Origin of the sequence: Streptomyces sp. NPDC052052 (assembly GCF_040680455.1) — a bacterium.
Taxonomy (GTDB): Bacteria; Actinomycetota; Actinomycetes; order Streptomycetales; family Streptomycetaceae; genus Streptomyces.
In genome coordinates this window covers 1-14,352 of record NZ_JBFAWU010000030.1, presented here as the reverse complement: position 1 = coordinate 14,352, position 14,352 = coordinate 1, and the positions used below count along the sequence as shown (strand labels likewise).

Here is a 14,352-nt window from a genome sequence, read left to right as displayed (position 1 = left end):
GGCCGCAGACGTGTGGCAGATGTACCGGCTGGCCCGGTCCGGCGGCTCGCAGGAGCTGCTGCGCTGGGTGTCCGGCCGGGCGGAGGGCTGGGCCGGGCTGGTCGACGGGGACGGCACCGTGCTGCACGGCGTGACAAGGGCCCCGGATCGCATGGGCGTGGAGGCCGCCGCGCTAGCCGCCGAAGGGGCCAAGGAACTCGCCTCGCGCGGGGCACGGTCCCTCTCGTTCGACCAGGGGCCGCACACCGCCCTGCTGTTCCCGCTGGACGGCCCCGCGGAGGCCTCCTCCCCGGTCCTGGCCGTCGTCGCCCCGCGTCCGCTGCCCGACGGACTCGCCACGCTCCTCGCCGACGCCTCGATGCCACTCGCCCTGTGCTGGACCGCGGAGACCGTGGAGCGCAAGCGCCGCCGGGTGGACCTGGCGGAGTCCCGCAGCCGGGAAGCGGTGCTGCATCTACTGATGACCGGTCAGCTGTCCATCGCCCACCAGGTGGCGGGTGCGCTGAAGCCCACGCTGCCGGACCCCGTGCGGGTGTGCGTCGTGGAGTGCCCGACCGGCCGCCGGGACGAGGTGGCGCGGATCTGCACCGACCTCTCGGGCGGCCGGTCCTGGATCATCCGGTGTCCGGTGTACGCGCACCACCTGATCCTCATCGTCCCGGCCGAGCCGGACACGGCCGAACCGCGGCTCGGCCTCCGGGTCGCCGACCGGGTCGACGAGTGCGTCGTGGGTGCGAGCCAGGACGTACCGCTGTCCGACACCGCGACCGGGTACCGCCAGGCGTTCCACGCCCTGGCCGTGGCCCGTGGCCTGCCCGGCCGGCATGCCCGCTTCGGTTCGGCGCCGGAGGCCGCGCTGGCCGTCGGGCGGGCCGGGGCGCAGTGGGCGGACGCGCTGCTGAACCCGTTGCTCACCCATCTGCCGCGGCGCAGCCACGATCCGGGCAGTCAGGAACTCGCGGCGACCCTCGCCTCCTGGCTCGCGTTCTCCTCGCACGCTACCCAGCACCTGAAGATCCACCGGAACACACTGGCCGCGCGGCTCCGGCTGATCGGCGAGGTGCTCGGTCTCGACCTGAACCAGGTCGCCGACCAGGCCGCCCTCGACCTGGCCCTGCGCATCCGCGCCACACCCACCGTGCACCGGCCGACCGGCCCGGACGCGGTGGCGCCCGCACCGCCCCACCGACTCGACGACATCCTGCGTGGACCCGCCGTCCAGGAGTGGGCCGCCCAGCAACTGCGCCCGCTCACCGAACCCGGCTCCTCCCGGACCGCCGCCGACCCGCTGACCACCCTCCGTACCTGGCTGGACTGCCAGGCCCAGCTGGGCCCGACGGCCGCGGCGCTGGGCATCTCGGTGCCGGGGGCCCGCAAGCGTCTCACCCGCCTCGAATCGGCCCTTCAGCGTTCCCTGCTCCGGACGCCGAGCGCCCGTTACGACCTGTGGCTGGCGTTCCGGTCCCTGGACCTCGCGGGATCCGACGCCGCCGGGTGAACCGGAACGGGGACGTGCCCGGCCGGTGCCGAGCACGCGAAGAGGGCCGGAACGCGCCGTCCCGGCCCTCTTCGCGTGCTCGCCGCTCCTACAGGAAGGAGTTGATCTCGATGGTCTCGGTGCGGCCGGGGCCGACGCCGATGGCGGAGATCGGGGCGCCGGACATCTCCTCCAGCGCCTTCACGTACGCCTGCGCGTTCTTCGGCAGATCGGCGAAGGTCTTGGCCTTCGTGATGTCCTCGGACCAGCCCGGCAGCATCTCGTAGACCGGCTTCGCGTGGTGGAAGTCGGTCTGGCTGTACGGGAGCTCCTCGACGCGCTTGCCGTCGATCTCGTACGCGACACACACCGGGATCTGCTCCCAGCCGGTCAGCACGTCCAGCTTGGTGAGGAAGAAGTCGGTGAGACCGTTGACCCGGGTCGCGTACCGGGCGATCACCGCGTCGAACCAGCCGCAGCGACGGTCACGGCCGGTGGTGACACCGCGCTCACCGCCGATCCGGCGCAGCGCCTCGCCGTCCTCGTCGAGCAGCTCCGTCGGGAACGGGCCGGCGCCGACGCGGGTGGTGTACGCCTTGAGGATGCCGATGACCCGGTTGATCTTCGTCGGGCCCACGCCGGAACCGGTGCAGGCGCCGCCCGCGGTCGGGTTCGACGAGGTGACGAAGGGGTACGTGCCGTGGTCGACGTCGAGCAGCGTGCCCTGACCGCCCTCGAAGAGGACGACCTTGCCCGCGTCGATGGCGTCGTTCAGGATCAGCGTCGTGTCGGCGACGAACGGCTTGATCTGCTCCGCGTACTGGAGCATCTCCTCGACGATCTTGCCGGACTCGATGGCGCGGCGGTTGAAGACCTTGGCCAGGAGCTGGTTCTTCTGCTCCAGGGCCGCCTCGACCTTCTGCTCCAGGATCGACTCGTCGTAGAGGTCCTGGACGCGGATGCCCACGCGGTTGATCTTGTCGGCGTAGGTCGGGCCGATGCCCCGGCCGGTCGTACCGATCTTGCGCTTGCCGAGGAAGCGTTCGGTCACCTTGTCGACGGTGACGTTGTACGGAGTGATCAAATGGGCGTTACCGCTGATCAGCAGCTTGGACGTGTCCACGCCGCGTTCGTTCAGCCCGCTCAGCTCGGCAAGCAGAACGGCCGGGTCGACGACGACACCGTTGCCGATGACCGGGGTGCACTCCGGCGACAGGATTCCGGAAGGGAGGAGATGAAGTGCGTACTTCTGGTCACCGACGACCACCGTGTGGCCGGCGTTGTTGCCGCCTTGGTAGCGCACCACATAGTCCACGGATCCACCGAGGAGGTCGGTGGCCTTTCCCTTGCCCTCGTCACCCCACTGAGCACCGAGCAGCACAAGTGCGGGCACAGGCGTACACCCCTTCCGGGCGGGGCATGTCCAAGGTCAGGGGCGTACGTAACCGTCGTACATGTCGTACGACGGTGTACGACAGGGCCTGAACCATCGAACCGGGTGCCCCGGTATAGACGAAGCCCCTGGCGCAATAGCGCAAGGGGCTGTTGCACCAAGATGCTACCCGAGGAAGGACCGAGGTGTCGGCTGCCCAGCCCCCCGGCGACGGTGCGCACCAGTTGCTGGTGGTCATCGACCCGGTAGCCCGCCGGACCGACGGCGAGTCCGTCCGTATCGCAAAAGACGTGCTCAGCGCGGGTTCGCACGCCAAGATCTGCCTGCCGGACGGCCCCGAGGAGTTCGATCGGGCGCTGTCCCGGCGGGGCAGTCGGCGACCGGTGGTGGTCGGGGACGACCGCGCGCTGCGGCGGGCGGTGGCCCTGCTGCACCGGGATCGGGATCCGGCCGCGACCGCCCTCTCGCTGATCCCGGTCGGCGCCGCGGGCACGCTGGACCTCGCGCGCACGCTCGGCGTGCCACCGGGCCCGGTGGCGGCGGCGCGCACCGCGCTGGACGGGGCCGTGCACAAGCTCGACCTGCTGGTCGACGACAGCGACGGCGTGGTCCTGGGCACGCTGCACATTCCGGCGCCGGGCGTGCCGCGGGACGCGGTGGCCCCCCGTACCGGGGTCACGGCGGTCTGGGACACCTGCCGCACCCTGGCCCGTTCCCTGGTGCACCCGGCCCCGTCGGCGCCCCCCGCCGCGCCGCCCACGTACCGGCTGCGCGTCGAGGCGGACGGGGTCCTGCTGAACGGCCTGGACCGTCCGGTGGAGTCGGTGACGGTGGCCTCGCAGGGCGACGGGGGCCGCGCGACGCTGGTGATCCGCCCGTCGGCGTCCGAACCGGTCACTGCGGAGGCGAACACCGTCACGGTCTCCGGCCCGGACTTCCGCTACCGCGCGGACATCCAGGTCGCCGGCCCGGTCCGGACCAGGACATGGACGGTGCGAGCGGGTGTCTGGGGGCTGATGCTGCCGACGGGCGAGGGGTAGTCTCCGGGGCCGAGCCGGGCGGAGGGGCGGGGGCTGGGGATGGCGAACAGTTCGGGCGATGCCGACAGACCTGTGGTGGGCGCGGATGCGGGCCGGGCGGCCCCGGCCGCGCTGGACCTGCCGGGGACGGCGGACGCACTGGAGCGGTACCGGGCTTCGGCCTGGCGCTGGTTCGGCGGCGGCGCGGCAGCGTTGTGCTCGGTGGTGTTCCCCGGGGTGTTCGTCACCGGGTGGTCCGTGGTTCCGACGCTCGCCGGGCTGAGCATCGCGCTGCTGGTGGGCGGGGCCGTGGTGAGGCACCGGGCGGGGCGGATGCGCCGGGTGCTCGGCGCCGGACCGTGGACGGCCCACACCTCGGTCGCCCAGCAGCGGGGCAGCGGCGGAGCCGTCGTGGTGCTGGGCGGACCGGAACCGGGTGAGCTGCTGGCGCTGGCGCCGTACACCACTCAGTGGCGCTTCTCCCTGCTGAACGGTCCCGGCGGGGTGCTGTGGTGGTGCGGTGATGCCCGTAGGGGGGGTGTGCTGGCACCACCCGGCGGTACGGAACTCATCTGGGCCAGGCCGGTACGCGGCCGTCGGGCGCGCTCGATCGCGGCCCGTCCGCAGGTCAGCGGCCTGCTCACGCGCCCGGCCCCGCGCGGGCCACAGATCGTGCCGGAGGGTGCGGCCCGGGTCGGATCGCCGGAGGTCGCGGCCCCGGTGGGGCAGGCGCGGAGGCGGCGCCCCTGGTGGCGGGGGATCTTCCGCTGGGTGTGCGTCGTCGGCTGCCTCCTGGTGGCGCTCGCCACCGGCTGGTCGGTGGCGTCCGACCACGACCCGCTGGTCGACCTGACGATCATCGGTGAGCGGGGCGACGGCCGCTGCGTCGTCCGGTGGACCGATCCCTACGGAGGCGGGACACGTACGGGGCCGTTCCACTGCGCACCGTACCGGGGCCCCGTCGAGGGTTACGAGAGCGGCTATGTCGTCTCGTACCCGCCGTTCAAGGGCGATCTGTACGACGCGGAGCTGCGCGGCACCCCGGCGTTCGCCGTGACGGACGGCGTCGGGTTCAGCGGGCTGGCGCTCGTCGCGGTCGGCGTCGTCGGCGGTGTGGTCCGGCTGGTCGTCGTACGGAGGCGCGGGCCGCGGGGTCAGGGACCGCCGGCATACGCGCTGCCCGACCGGCCCTGGGTGGACAAGGAGCCGGACGCCGGACGGGACGACCGGCCCGGCACGGAGTCCGCGCAGCCCGTGCCCGCCGGCTACGCCGCGTTCGCCGCCGTGGCGGAACGGCAGGCCGGGCTGCGCGGCCCGGACCTGGTGGCGCCGCGGGCGGTGGGCGAGGTGCGGCTGGGGCAGCAGGTGATCTGGTGGCGGGTGCCCATGCTGCGGCGTGTCGCCGGAACCGCGGCGACCCTGTGGTTCCTGGGGTACGCGGGCGCCATCGCCGTCCTGTGCTGGGCCCTGGGCGCCGGCATGGTCCCGGACCTGCCACGGGGGCTCGCCGTGGCGAGCGGGGTCCTGGGGCTCTGGTTCGCCTGGCGGACGATCGGCTCCGGCATCCCGCTCGCACGCCGGATGGCCCGTGCGGTGGTCGCCCCCGAAACCCGGACCCGGCGGTACGCCCTGCTGTACGACGAGTCGAGCGCCACCGACGGGCCCGTGCTCGTGCTCTTCCCGACCGAGGGAGCGGCCGGAGGGGCAGGCGACGACGGGACCGACGACGACCCCACGCCGGAGGGTCTGATGCGGCTCCTGCCGCCGGGGCCGGACAAGGCCCCGTGGGCCGGGCTGCCCGCGCCGACCGGCATCGCGGAGCTGCACGGATGGTGCGACGGGCAGCCGTTGGTCGTCGCCTGGATCGAGGGGCGCCCGTACTGGCCGAAGGGTCTGTACGAAGACATCGACGCCTCCGACCCCGGCGCTCTCGACGCCCTGGCTCACCTGGTCCCCGGCCCGGTGTGACGGGTTGGGGACCAGGGATCGTCGGGGGCTGCCACGCCGTGCAACCTCCCCGGGGTGCACGCACGTCCTCTGGATCATGGAACACCGACGCGAAGCCATCCGCGGAGTCGCCGGCTGCCTGATCGCCCTGATCGGCGGGGCGGCCGGGATGCTCGCCTGGGCCCCCTACGGCCGGCGCGGCATCTTCGGGGGCTTCGAGGGCGAGGCGGAGTGGAACGTGCTGTGGCTCGGGCTGCCGGTCATGATGCTCGGCGGCATCACGGCCGGGGTCACGCTCTTCGCCCTCCTGTGGGGGAAGTGGCGGCAGGCGCTCGGGGCGGCGGTGCTCCTCACGGCTCTTGTCGGCTTCGGAGTCGCCTTCGACGTGCTGGCGGGGCCACCGAGTACCTGCGGGCCGGTGTGCTGACGCCGCACAGCACACCGGCCCGGCCCGTCACAGCTCGACGCGCAGTTCCTTCAGCCCCCTGATCACGTAGCCCGGGTTCCACTCCGGCTCGGACACCAGCCGCATCCGCGGGGCGCGGCGCAGCAGCTCGCCGAAGGAGGCGGCCAGTTCGACCCGGGCGAGGGGGGCTCCCAGGCAGAAGTGGATGCCCGCGCCGAAGGTGATGTGCGGGTTCTCCCGGCGGGCCAGGTCGAGGGTGTCGGGGGCCTCGAAGCGGGCCGGGTCGCGGTTGGCGGAGCCGAAGAGCAGGGCCACCTCGGAGCCGCGCGGGATGACGGTGCCGTCGATCTCGATGTCGTCGAGGACCCAGCGCTCGAACATCTGCAACGGGGTGTCGTACCGCATCAGCTCCTCGATCGCCGTCGGCAGCAGCCCGTGGTCGGCGCGCAGGGCGGCCAGCTGCTCGGGGTGGCGCAGCAGCGTCCACCAGCCGTTCACGGTGGTGTTGACGGTCGCCTCGTGGCCCGCGTTGAGCAGCAGCACACAGGTGGAGATCATCTCCTGCTCGCTCAGCCGCTCGCCCTCGTCGTGGGCGGCGATGAGGGCGGAGATCAGATCCGTGCCGGGGCGCCTGCGCCGTTCCTCGATCAGTTCGCGCAGATAGGCGGAGAAGTCGAGCGAGGCACGGACGGCGGCGCGGGCCGTTTCGTCGGACGGGTTCAGTTCGAACATCCCGCAGATCGCCGCCGACCAGGGCCGCAGGGGTGCCCGGTCGGCCTCCGGGATGCCGAGCATCTCGGCGATGACGGTCACCGGCAGCGGCTCGGCCACGGCGCCGAGCAGATCGCCGCCGCCCGCCTCGACGAACGCGTCGACCAGTTCGGCGGCCAGTCGCCGGACGGTCGGGACGAGCTGCTCGACCGTACGCGGGGTGAAGGCCTTGGAGACCAGGCGCCGGATCCGGGTGTGGTCGGGGGCCTCCAGGTCGAGGAGCCCCTGCCCGTTGAGGGTGTGGAAGGGCTCGTGCTCGGCCGGGGGCGGCGTACGTCCGAACTCCTCGTGGGAGAAGCGGTGCAGATACGTACGGCCCAGGCGGCGGTCGCGCAGCAGCGCGGACACATCGGCGTGGTGCGGGACGAGCCACTGGTTGGTGGGCTCGAAGTAGTGCACCCGGCCGGCCTCGCGCAGTGCGGCGTAGGCCGGGTACGGGTCGGCGACGAAGGCCGGGGACCAGGGATCGAAAGACGCGAAGGGGGCGTCGGCCGCAGAACGTGAGGACAGCTGCATATGCGGACGTTACCCGGACCCGTCGGCCGGCCGCCCCGGGGCCCTGGCCACCGGGCCGGCGGGCAGTCACCAGGCCAGCTGGGCGAGTTCCTCCGCCACCACCGCGCACGCGTCGCTCGCCGGGTCGATCAGCGGGAAGTGGCCGACGTCGGGCAGCAGGGTCAGCCCCACCGTCTCCCCCGCCTTCGCCGCCGCGTCGACGAACGCCTCCGCGACGGCCTTCGGCACATCGCGGTCGGTGATGCCCTGCACCACGGTCGTCGCGATCCCGGTGGGCAGCAGCACGGCCGGGTCGGCGTGCGGGGCCCGCTCCTCGAAGTCCTCCGCGCGACCGAGGAACTGACCGACCGCCCCCGAGCACACGTCCAGCTCGACGGCGGTGGCGAAGTCCGCGATCGGCGCGAGCGCCACGACGCCCCGCAGCGGCGGCGGTGCGGGCAGCCGCCACGGCGAGCCCTGAGGCAGTACGTGCCGGGCGGCGGCCCACAGGGCGAGCTGCCCGCCGGCGGAGTGCCCGGTGACGACGGTCCGCCGGACGTCGGCCTGCGGGAGTTCCCGGGCCAGCAGGGCCGGGAGTGCGTCCATCGCCGCGGCGACGTCGTCGAAGGTCTCCGGCCAACGGCCCGCGACCGGGCCGGAACCGCGCTGCTGCGGGATCTCGCTGCCGCGCCGGTACTCGACACTGGCGACGGCGAACCCGCGCCGGGCCAGGAAGTCCGCGAACGGCGACACATGCCGGCGGTCGTACGGTGCCCGCCACGCACCGCCGTGCAGAACGACCACGACCGGCACACCGGTCCGGCCGTCGCGCGGGGCGTAGAAGTCGATCAGCTGGTCCGGGTGGCTGCCGTAGACGGCAGTCGCGTCGGGGGCGACCGGTGGATGGGAGAAAGCCGACTCGGTCTCGGCGGCGTCCCGATCACGCGCGGAAGAATCCGACATGCTGCTCCAACCCGTCCGTATCCGAGTCCGACAGACCCAACTGGCCTGATCTGCGGGGACGGTACCAGTACACAAGGCCCCGTCCCCGCCGATGGATCATGGACGGATCATGGCAGAGGATTCCGGATTCCGGACCTCCGGGACTGCCTGATCCGAGCGAAGGGCCTCAGCCCCTCACCACCTCGTCCAGCACCCGCGCCGCCCGCTCCACGTCCGCGAACCCCACGTACAGCGGTGTGAAGCCGAACCGCAGCACGTCCGGCCGCCGCAGATCCCCGACGACGCCCCGCGCGATGAGCGCGTTCATCACCGGTTCCGCGTCCTCGCACCGCAGCGCGACCTGGCTGCCGCGCTCGGCGTGCGCGGCCGGGGTGAGGGAGGTGACGCGGCCCTCGGGCAGATAGGCGGCGACGCACTCCAGGAAGAAGTCCGTCAGCGCCAGGGACTTGGCGCGCACCGCCTCGACGGACACCCCGTTCCACACGTCCAGCGATGCTTCGAGCGCCAGCATGGAGAGGATGTCGGGGGTACCGACCCGGCCGCGTACCGCACCGTCCGCGGGGGCGTAACCGGAGGTCATGGCGAACGGGTCGGCGTGCGACGTCCACCCCGGCAGCGGTGAGTCGAAGCCTGCCTGGTGGCGCTCGGCGACGTACAGGAAGGCGGGTGAACCGGGGCCGCCGTTCAGGTACTTGTACGTACAGCCGACCGCGAGGTCCACGCCGTGCACGTCCAGGCCGACGGGCAGGGCACCCGCGCTGTGGCACAGGTCCCAGACGGCGAGGGCGCCCGCCGCGTGCGCGGCGGCGGTGAGTCCGGGCAGGTCGTGGAGCCTTCCGGTGCGGAAGTCGACATGGTTGAGCAGGACGGCCGCGGTGCGGGGCCCGAGGGCGTCCGGCACCTCTGCGGGGGCGACCGGGACAAGCCGGTGGCCGGTCATCCGGGCGGCGGACGCGGCGATGTACCCGTCGGTGGGGAACGTCGTCGCGTCGACGAGGATCTCGTCACGGCCCTCCGGCGCCAGCCGGGTCGCGGCGACGACCGCCTTGAAGACGTTCACGCTGGTCGAGTCGCCGACGACGATCTGCCCGGCGGCGGCTCCGACGATCGGGGCGATCCGGTCGCCGATCCGCTCCGGCGCGGTCCACCATCCGCTCTCGCCCCAGGACCGGATGCGCAGCTCGCCCCACTCGCGGGACAGCACCTCCTGCATCCGGGCGGGTACGTGAACGGGCAGCGCACCCAGCGAGTTGCCGTCGAGGTAGACGGTGTCGTCGAGCGTGAACAGCTTGCGCAGGTCGGCGAGTTGGTCGGCGTTGTCGAGAGCGGCGGCCCGCGCGGCGAAGGTCTCAGACATGACTGCGCGCCGTCCACAGCTCGGGGAAGACGTTCTTCGTGGCCCGTTTCTCCAGCCACGCGACGCCGGCGGAGCCGCCGGTACCGGTCTTCGAGCCCATCGCGCGCCGGGTGGCGACGAGATGGTCGTTGCGCCAGCGCCACACCAGTTCGCCGACGTCGGTCAGCGCCTCGCCGAGCCGGACCAGATCGTCGTGCTGGTCGGGGTTGGCATAGATCTCCGCCCAGACGGCCTCGACCTCGGGAGACGGCTCGTACTTCTGCGTCAGGTCCCGGTTGAGCACGTCCTTGGGCACGGCGTGACCGCGCCGGGCGAGCAGGGCGAGCGTCTCGTCGTACAGCCCCGGTTCGCCGAGTGCCTTCTCCAGCTCGGCGTGGACCCGGGGCGCGCCCCGGTGCGGCACCAGCATGGAGGCGGACTTGTCGCCGAGCAGAAACTCCATCCGCCGGTACATCGCCGACTGGAAGCCGGAGCCCTCACCGAGGGCGCCGCGGTAGGAGTTGAACTGGGCGGGCGTGAGCTGGGCGAGCGGCGTCCAGGAGGCGTTGAGTGCCTCCAGTTCCCGCACGGAGCGCTTGAGCGCGTCGCGTGCGACGGACAGCCGGTCCTCGCGCAGGGCGTGCGCGGCGGTCTCCCACTCGTGGACGATGACGGTGAACCACAGCTCCATGACCTGGGTGGTGACCAGGAAGACCATCTCGCCCGGATCGTCGGAGCGAAGGTGCTGGAGATGGGTCAGGACATCCGCCTGGACGTAGTCCTCGTACGGAGTCGTGCCCGCGAAGTCGAGGTGCGGAGAGTCCGCACCGGTGGCTTCGGGGTCGGGGTGGATCGTCGACATTGCTGTCTCCTCGACACAAGCTTCCGGGTAGCGGTCCGCCCCTTCCGTGAGGTGGTGGAGCTCCGGTCCCCTGCCCGCATCCTAAACGGAGGCTGTGGTACCGCGCAGACCCCGCAGACGCGGGTGCATCTGCGGGGTCCGAGCGTCGCGACGGGGCAAACGTCGCCTCTTGCGGCACTAACCGAGGGTCTCGGCGGCGGTCGGCGAGGAGTCGCGCAGGAACGTCGAGCAGCGCTCGTACTCCTCCTGCTCACCGATCGCCTGCGCGGCCCGCGCCAGGGCGTGCAGGGCGCGCAGGAAGCCGCGGTTCGGCTCGTGCTCGAACGGCACGGGGCCGTGGCCCTTCCAGCCGGCCCGGCGCAGCGCGTCGAGGCCGCGGTGGTAGCCGGTGCGGGCGTAGGCGTAAGACTCGACGACGCGGCCGCCCTCGAACGCCTCGTCGGCGAGCTGCGCCCAGGCGAGGGAGGAGGCCGGGTACTTCGCGGCGACGTCGGCGGGGGCCGTGCCGTTCGCGAGCAGCTCGCGCGGCTCCGGGTCGTCGGGCAGATGGGTCGGAGGAGGTCCCCCGAGCAGGTTCTCGTGGATCGACATGGGTTCCAGTGTGCCCGGCCCGCGCACGCCGGGGGTACCCCGGGCGCTTCGCCGGGCGCTCAGCGCCGGTCCGTCTCCCCTGCCGCGCCCGCCTCCCCCGCCTTCCCTGCCTTCCCCGCCTGCTCGCACCGGGGCTCCAGGGGCGGGGCGGCGACACCGCAGTGCACGGTGCAGGCGGGGCGTGCCGGCCTCTCCTCGTCCGCGCGGGCGGGAGGCTTCCGCACGGTTGCCCAGGCGATCAGCGAGCCGAGCACGAGCAGCCCGGCACAGATCGGCATCGCCCGTCGGAAGGTCTCGGCGAACTCGCCGGGGTTCCGGTACGCCTCCGGGCCCATTCCGGCGAGCAGCGGCAGGGCCGCCACCGCGATCAGCCCGGCGGCGCGGGCGGCCGCGTTGTTGATCCCGCTGGCGAGTCCGGCCCGAGCGGTGTCCACGGAGGCCAGCACGGTCGCGGTGAGCGGTGCCACCAGGGTGACCAGCCCGACGCCGATCACACCGACGGCGGGGAGCACATCGGTGAAGTAGCGCGGGACGGAGTTCGCACCCGGACCGACCCGCAGCATCAGCAGCATTCCGGCCGCGGCGATCAGAGGGCCGACGGTGAGCGGGATGCGGGGCCCGATGCGCTGGGCGAGTTCACCCGACGAGGCGGAGAACAGCAGCATCAGCACGGTCGAGGGCAGCAGCGCGGTGCCCGCGCCGAGGGCCGAGTACCCGGCGACGACCTGGAGCTGGATCGCGGAGAGGAAGAAGTAGCCGCCGAGCGCCGCGTACACACAGAGGGTGATGATGTTGACGGCGGTGAACTGCCGGGACGCGAACACCGACGGCGGCAGCATCGGCTCCGCCCGCCGCCGCTCCACCTGCACGAACACCGTCCCGAGGACGATGCCGCCGACGGCCGCCCCGATCACCGCCGCGGACGCCCCCTGGGCCGGCGCCTCGATCAGCGCGTAGGTCACCAGGGCGAGGGCGAGCGCGGCGAGCGCGGCGCCCAGGGCGTCGAAGCGCCCGTGTGCGTGGGGGTCACGCGATTCCGGTACGTGGCGCAGCGCCACCGGCAGGCAGACCGCGGCGAGCGGCACGTTGAGCAGGAACACCCACCGCCAGCCGGGCCCGTCGACCAGCCAGCCGCCGACGAACGGCCCGATGGCGGCCCCGACCCCGCCGAGCCCCGACCACAGCCCGACCGCGCGGGCCCGGTCGTCCGGATGGAAGCTCGCCTGGATCAGGGCCAGCGAACCGGGGGTGAGGAGTGCCCCGCCGACGCCCTGGAGGGCGCGGGCGGTGATCAGGACAGTCGCGTTCGGCGCGATGCCGCACAGCACGGACGCGGCCGTGAACCAGACCACCCCGATCGTGAAGATCCGCCGCCGCCCGTACCGGTCGCCGAGGGCGCCCCCGAGCAGGATCAGCCCGGCGAGGGTCACCAGGTAGGCGTTGACGGTCCACTGGAGGGCGGCCAGGCCGGTGCCCAGGTCCCTGCCGATCCGGGGCAGGGCGATGTTGACGACGGTGGAGTCGAGCATGGCCATGCTGGAGCCGAGAACGGTGGCGAGAACGACGCGGCGTCCGGTGGCGGAAGCGACGCGGATGGCTCCCGGAGCGGCGTCAGGCACAGGCATACGAGCAGCATCGGCGCTCCGCACCGGGGCGGCCATCGGGGAGCCCTGTCGTGCCGTCCGGTCGGGCGGGCGCCTCGGCCCACGGCGCCCGCCGCAGCACCCACCCGTGGTCCCCCGGCGCAGGGCCCCGCCCCTGCGCCCCGGCTCTACGCCCTGTCCCGCGTCACTGCCCGGACCCCCCGGATCAGTGCCTCCACGCCCGCCTCGGCCTTGGACCGCGGGCAGCCGACGTTCAGCCGGACGAAGCCGTCCGCCCCGTAGAACGTCCCCGGCATCACCGCGACCTTCTCGCGCTCGATCAGCACCCGCTGCAGGGCCTCGTCGTCGTCGACGCCCGCCGGGCGCAGATCGATCCAGGCCAGATAACCGGCCTGCGGCGGCTCCCACCCCAGTTCCGGGAGCTCCTCGCCCAGCCGCCTGGCGACCAGCTCCAGGTTTTCCACGACATACCCGCGGACCTGGTCCAGCCACGCCGCGCCCTCCCGGTACGCGGCGATGTGCGCGGTCAGGGACAGCACCGCCGGGGAGGCGAGCCCCTCCGCCGTCTCCATCCTGCGCTGGAACTCCGCCCGGTCGGCCGGGTCCCCGATCAGCCCGTACGAACCGGTCAGCGCCGGGAAGTTGAACGACTTCGACCCCGAGGTGATCACCGCCCAGCGCCGCTCGCCGCCGACCCGCGTCCACGGCACGTGGTGCCCCTGGTGCGTGAAGTCCGCGTGGATCTCGTCGCTGATCACCGCGGCCCCGTGCCGCGCGGCGAGTTCCGCCATCTCGGCCAGTTCGGCCTCCGTCCACACCCGGCCGGTCGGATTGTGCGGCGAGCAGACGAGCAGAATCTTGCTGTCGGGGCGGGCGAGCGCGCTCTCCAGCGCCGCCATGTCCCCCATCGGCACACCCCGCAGCTCGCGGCCGAGCCCCGTGATCGCCTTGCGGAAACCGTCGTACGTCGGGGTGTGGACGACCACGCCCTCCCCCTCGGCCGTCCACATCTGGAGCAGCTGCGAGAGCTGGTTGAGTACGGACGGTCCGTACACCAGCTGCGTGGTGTCGATCCGGGTCCCGTACCGGGTCTCGTACCAGTGGGCTATCGCGGAGCGGAAGTCGTCCTGCTGCCAGGTCGTGTAGCCCAGCACCCCGTGGTCCAGCCGGGCCCGCAGGGCGCTCAGCACCTCCGGCGCGGTCTCGAAGTCCATGTCGGAAATGGTGAACGGCAGCAGCCCGTCCACCCCGAACCGGTCCGCGACCCCGTCCCACTGGACGCACCAGGTGCCCCGGCGGTCGACGACGGTGTCGAAGTCATAGCGTGCACTGGAACTCACAACGATCCCTCTCGCCTTCTCTCGGACATGCCGTGGGCCCGGCACCCCAGGGGGTACCGGGGCACGCCGCGGTCCTTCAGATCCGCGACCGGCAGCTCCAGCTCCGCGCCGTGCGACCGCAGGAAACTCAGCGCGATCTGCGCGGACT

General features: G+C 73.0%; 12 protein-coding genes. 4 read left to right on the top strand and 8 right to left on the bottom strand.

The annotated features are described in order from the left end of the window. Window positions 1–19 precede the first annotated feature (19 nt). Window positions 20–1,498, top strand: a complete 1,479-nt coding sequence (locus tag AB0L71_RS29090) for a helix-turn-helix domain-containing protein (protein WP_365248568.1) — start codon at window positions 20–22, stop codon at window positions 1,496–1,498. 88 nt (window positions 1,499–1,586) lie between these two features. Here AB0L71_RS29090 and AB0L71_RS29085 read toward each other — a convergent pair whose 3' ends face one another. Beyond that, the gene (locus AB0L71_RS29085) at window positions 1,587–2,870 is read right to left on the bottom strand and encodes an adenylosuccinate synthase (protein ID WP_365248457.1); all 1,284 of its coding nucleotides are present in this window, start codon (window positions 2,868–2,870) and stop codon (window positions 1,587–1,589) included. 185 nt (window positions 2,871–3,055) lie between these two features. Here AB0L71_RS29085 and AB0L71_RS29080 point away from each other — a divergent pair, with 185 nt between their 5' ends. The 3 genes from AB0L71_RS29080 to AB0L71_RS29070 all read left to right on the top strand — a co-directional run bounded on the left by AB0L71_RS29080 (window position 3,056) and on the right by AB0L71_RS29070 (window position 6,263). Further along, complete coding sequence (locus AB0L71_RS29080) at window positions 3,056–3,910, top strand: diacylglycerol kinase (protein ID WP_365248455.1); 855 nt, start codon at window positions 3,056–3,058, stop codon at window positions 3,908–3,910. A gap of 39 nt (window positions 3,911–3,949) precedes the next feature. Continuing rightward, window positions 3,950–5,857: a hypothetical protein gene (locus AB0L71_RS29075; protein ID WP_365248453.1), complete on the top strand. Its 1,908-nt coding sequence runs from the start codon at window positions 3,950–3,952 to the stop codon at window positions 5,855–5,857. Between the two features lie 76 nt (window positions 5,858–5,933). Further along, window positions 5,934–6,263: a hypothetical protein gene (locus AB0L71_RS29070; protein ID WP_365248451.1), complete on the top strand. Its 330-nt coding sequence runs from the start codon at window positions 5,934–5,936 to the stop codon at window positions 6,261–6,263. A gap of 27 nt (window positions 6,264–6,290) precedes the next feature. On the opposite strand, the gene AB0L71_RS29065 is transcribed toward AB0L71_RS29070, so the two are convergent. The 7 genes from AB0L71_RS29065 to AB0L71_RS29035 form a co-directional block, all read right to left on the bottom strand. Continuing rightward, window positions 6,291–7,529, bottom strand: a complete 1,239-nt coding sequence (locus AB0L71_RS29065; RefSeq protein ID WP_365248449.1) for a cytochrome P450 — start codon at window positions 7,527–7,529, stop codon at window positions 6,291–6,293. A gap of 66 nt (window positions 7,530–7,595) precedes the next feature. Further along, window positions 7,596–8,471, bottom strand: coding sequence for a prolyl oligopeptidase family serine peptidase (locus AB0L71_RS29060; protein ID WP_365248447.1), 876 nt, complete (start codon window positions 8,469–8,471; stop codon window positions 7,596–7,598). Window positions 8,472–8,637: 166 nt separating this feature from the next. After that, on the bottom strand, window positions 8,638–9,828 hold the full coding sequence (kynU, locus tag AB0L71_RS29055; RefSeq protein WP_365248445.1) for a kynureninase: 1,191 nt from the start codon (window positions 9,826–9,828) through the stop codon (window positions 8,638–8,640). Beyond that, the gene (locus tag AB0L71_RS29050; protein WP_365248443.1) at window positions 9,821–10,669 is read right to left on the bottom strand and encodes a tryptophan 2,3-dioxygenase family protein; all 849 of its coding nucleotides are present in this window, start codon (window positions 10,667–10,669) and stop codon (window positions 9,821–9,823) included. Before AB0L71_RS29050 ends, kynU begins: the two co-directional genes overlap by 8 nt. Window positions 10,670–10,846: 177 nt before the next feature. Next, window positions 10,847–11,260 (bottom strand): DUF3151 domain-containing protein, encoded by a 414-nt coding sequence (locus AB0L71_RS29045; protein ID WP_365248441.1) that lies wholly within the window; start codon window positions 11,258–11,260, stop codon window positions 10,847–10,849. A 59-nt stretch (window positions 11,261–11,319) separates the two neighbouring features. Continuing rightward, window positions 11,320–12,885 carry an MFS transporter gene (locus AB0L71_RS29040; RefSeq protein WP_365248439.1) on the bottom strand — a complete coding sequence of 522 codons (1,566 nt, stop codon included), beginning with the start codon at window positions 12,883–12,885 and terminating at the stop codon, window positions 11,320–11,322. 146 nt (window positions 12,886–13,031) lie between these two features. After that, on the bottom strand, window positions 13,032–14,204 hold the full coding sequence (locus AB0L71_RS29035; protein WP_365248437.1) for a MalY/PatB family protein: 1,173 nt from the start codon (window positions 14,202–14,204) through the stop codon (window positions 13,032–13,034). Between the last annotated feature and the right edge of the window lie 148 nt (window positions 14,205–14,352).

What these genes read in the sequence shown, in the direction of transcription:
- AB0L71_RS29045 (WP_365248441.1), bottom strand. Translation starts at nt 11,260, where the DNA reads ATGTCGATCCACGAGAACCTGCTCGGGGGACCTCCTCCGACCCATCTG.
- AB0L71_RS29075 (WP_365248453.1), top strand. Translation starts at nt 3,950, where the DNA reads ATGGCGAACAGTTCGGGCGATGCCGACAGACCTGTGGTGGGCGCGGAT.
- AB0L71_RS29040 (WP_365248439.1), bottom strand. Translation starts at nt 12,885, where the DNA reads ATGCCTGTGCCTGACGCCGCTCCGGGAGCCATCCGCGTCGCTTCCGCC.
- AB0L71_RS29065 (WP_365248449.1), bottom strand. Translation starts at nt 7,529, where the DNA reads ATGCAGCTGTCCTCACGTTCTGCGGCCGACGCCCCCTTCGCGTCTTTC.
- AB0L71_RS29050 (WP_365248443.1), bottom strand. Translation starts at nt 10,669, where the DNA reads ATGTCGACGATCCACCCCGACCCCGAAGCCACCGGTGCGGACTCTCCG.
- kynU (WP_365248445.1), bottom strand. Translation starts at nt 9,828, where the DNA reads ATGTCTGAGACCTTCGCCGCGCGGGCCGCCGCTCTCGACAACGCCGAC.
- AB0L71_RS29090 (WP_365248568.1), top strand. Translation starts at nt 20, where the DNA reads ATGTACCGGCTGGCCCGGTCCGGCGGCTCGCAGGAGCTGCTGCGCTGG.
- AB0L71_RS29070 (WP_365248451.1), top strand. Translation starts at nt 5,934, where the DNA reads ATGGAACACCGACGCGAAGCCATCCGCGGAGTCGCCGGCTGCCTGATC.
- AB0L71_RS29060 (WP_365248447.1), bottom strand. Translation starts at nt 8,471, where the DNA reads ATGTCGGATTCTTCCGCGCGTGATCGGGACGCCGCCGAGACCGAGTCG.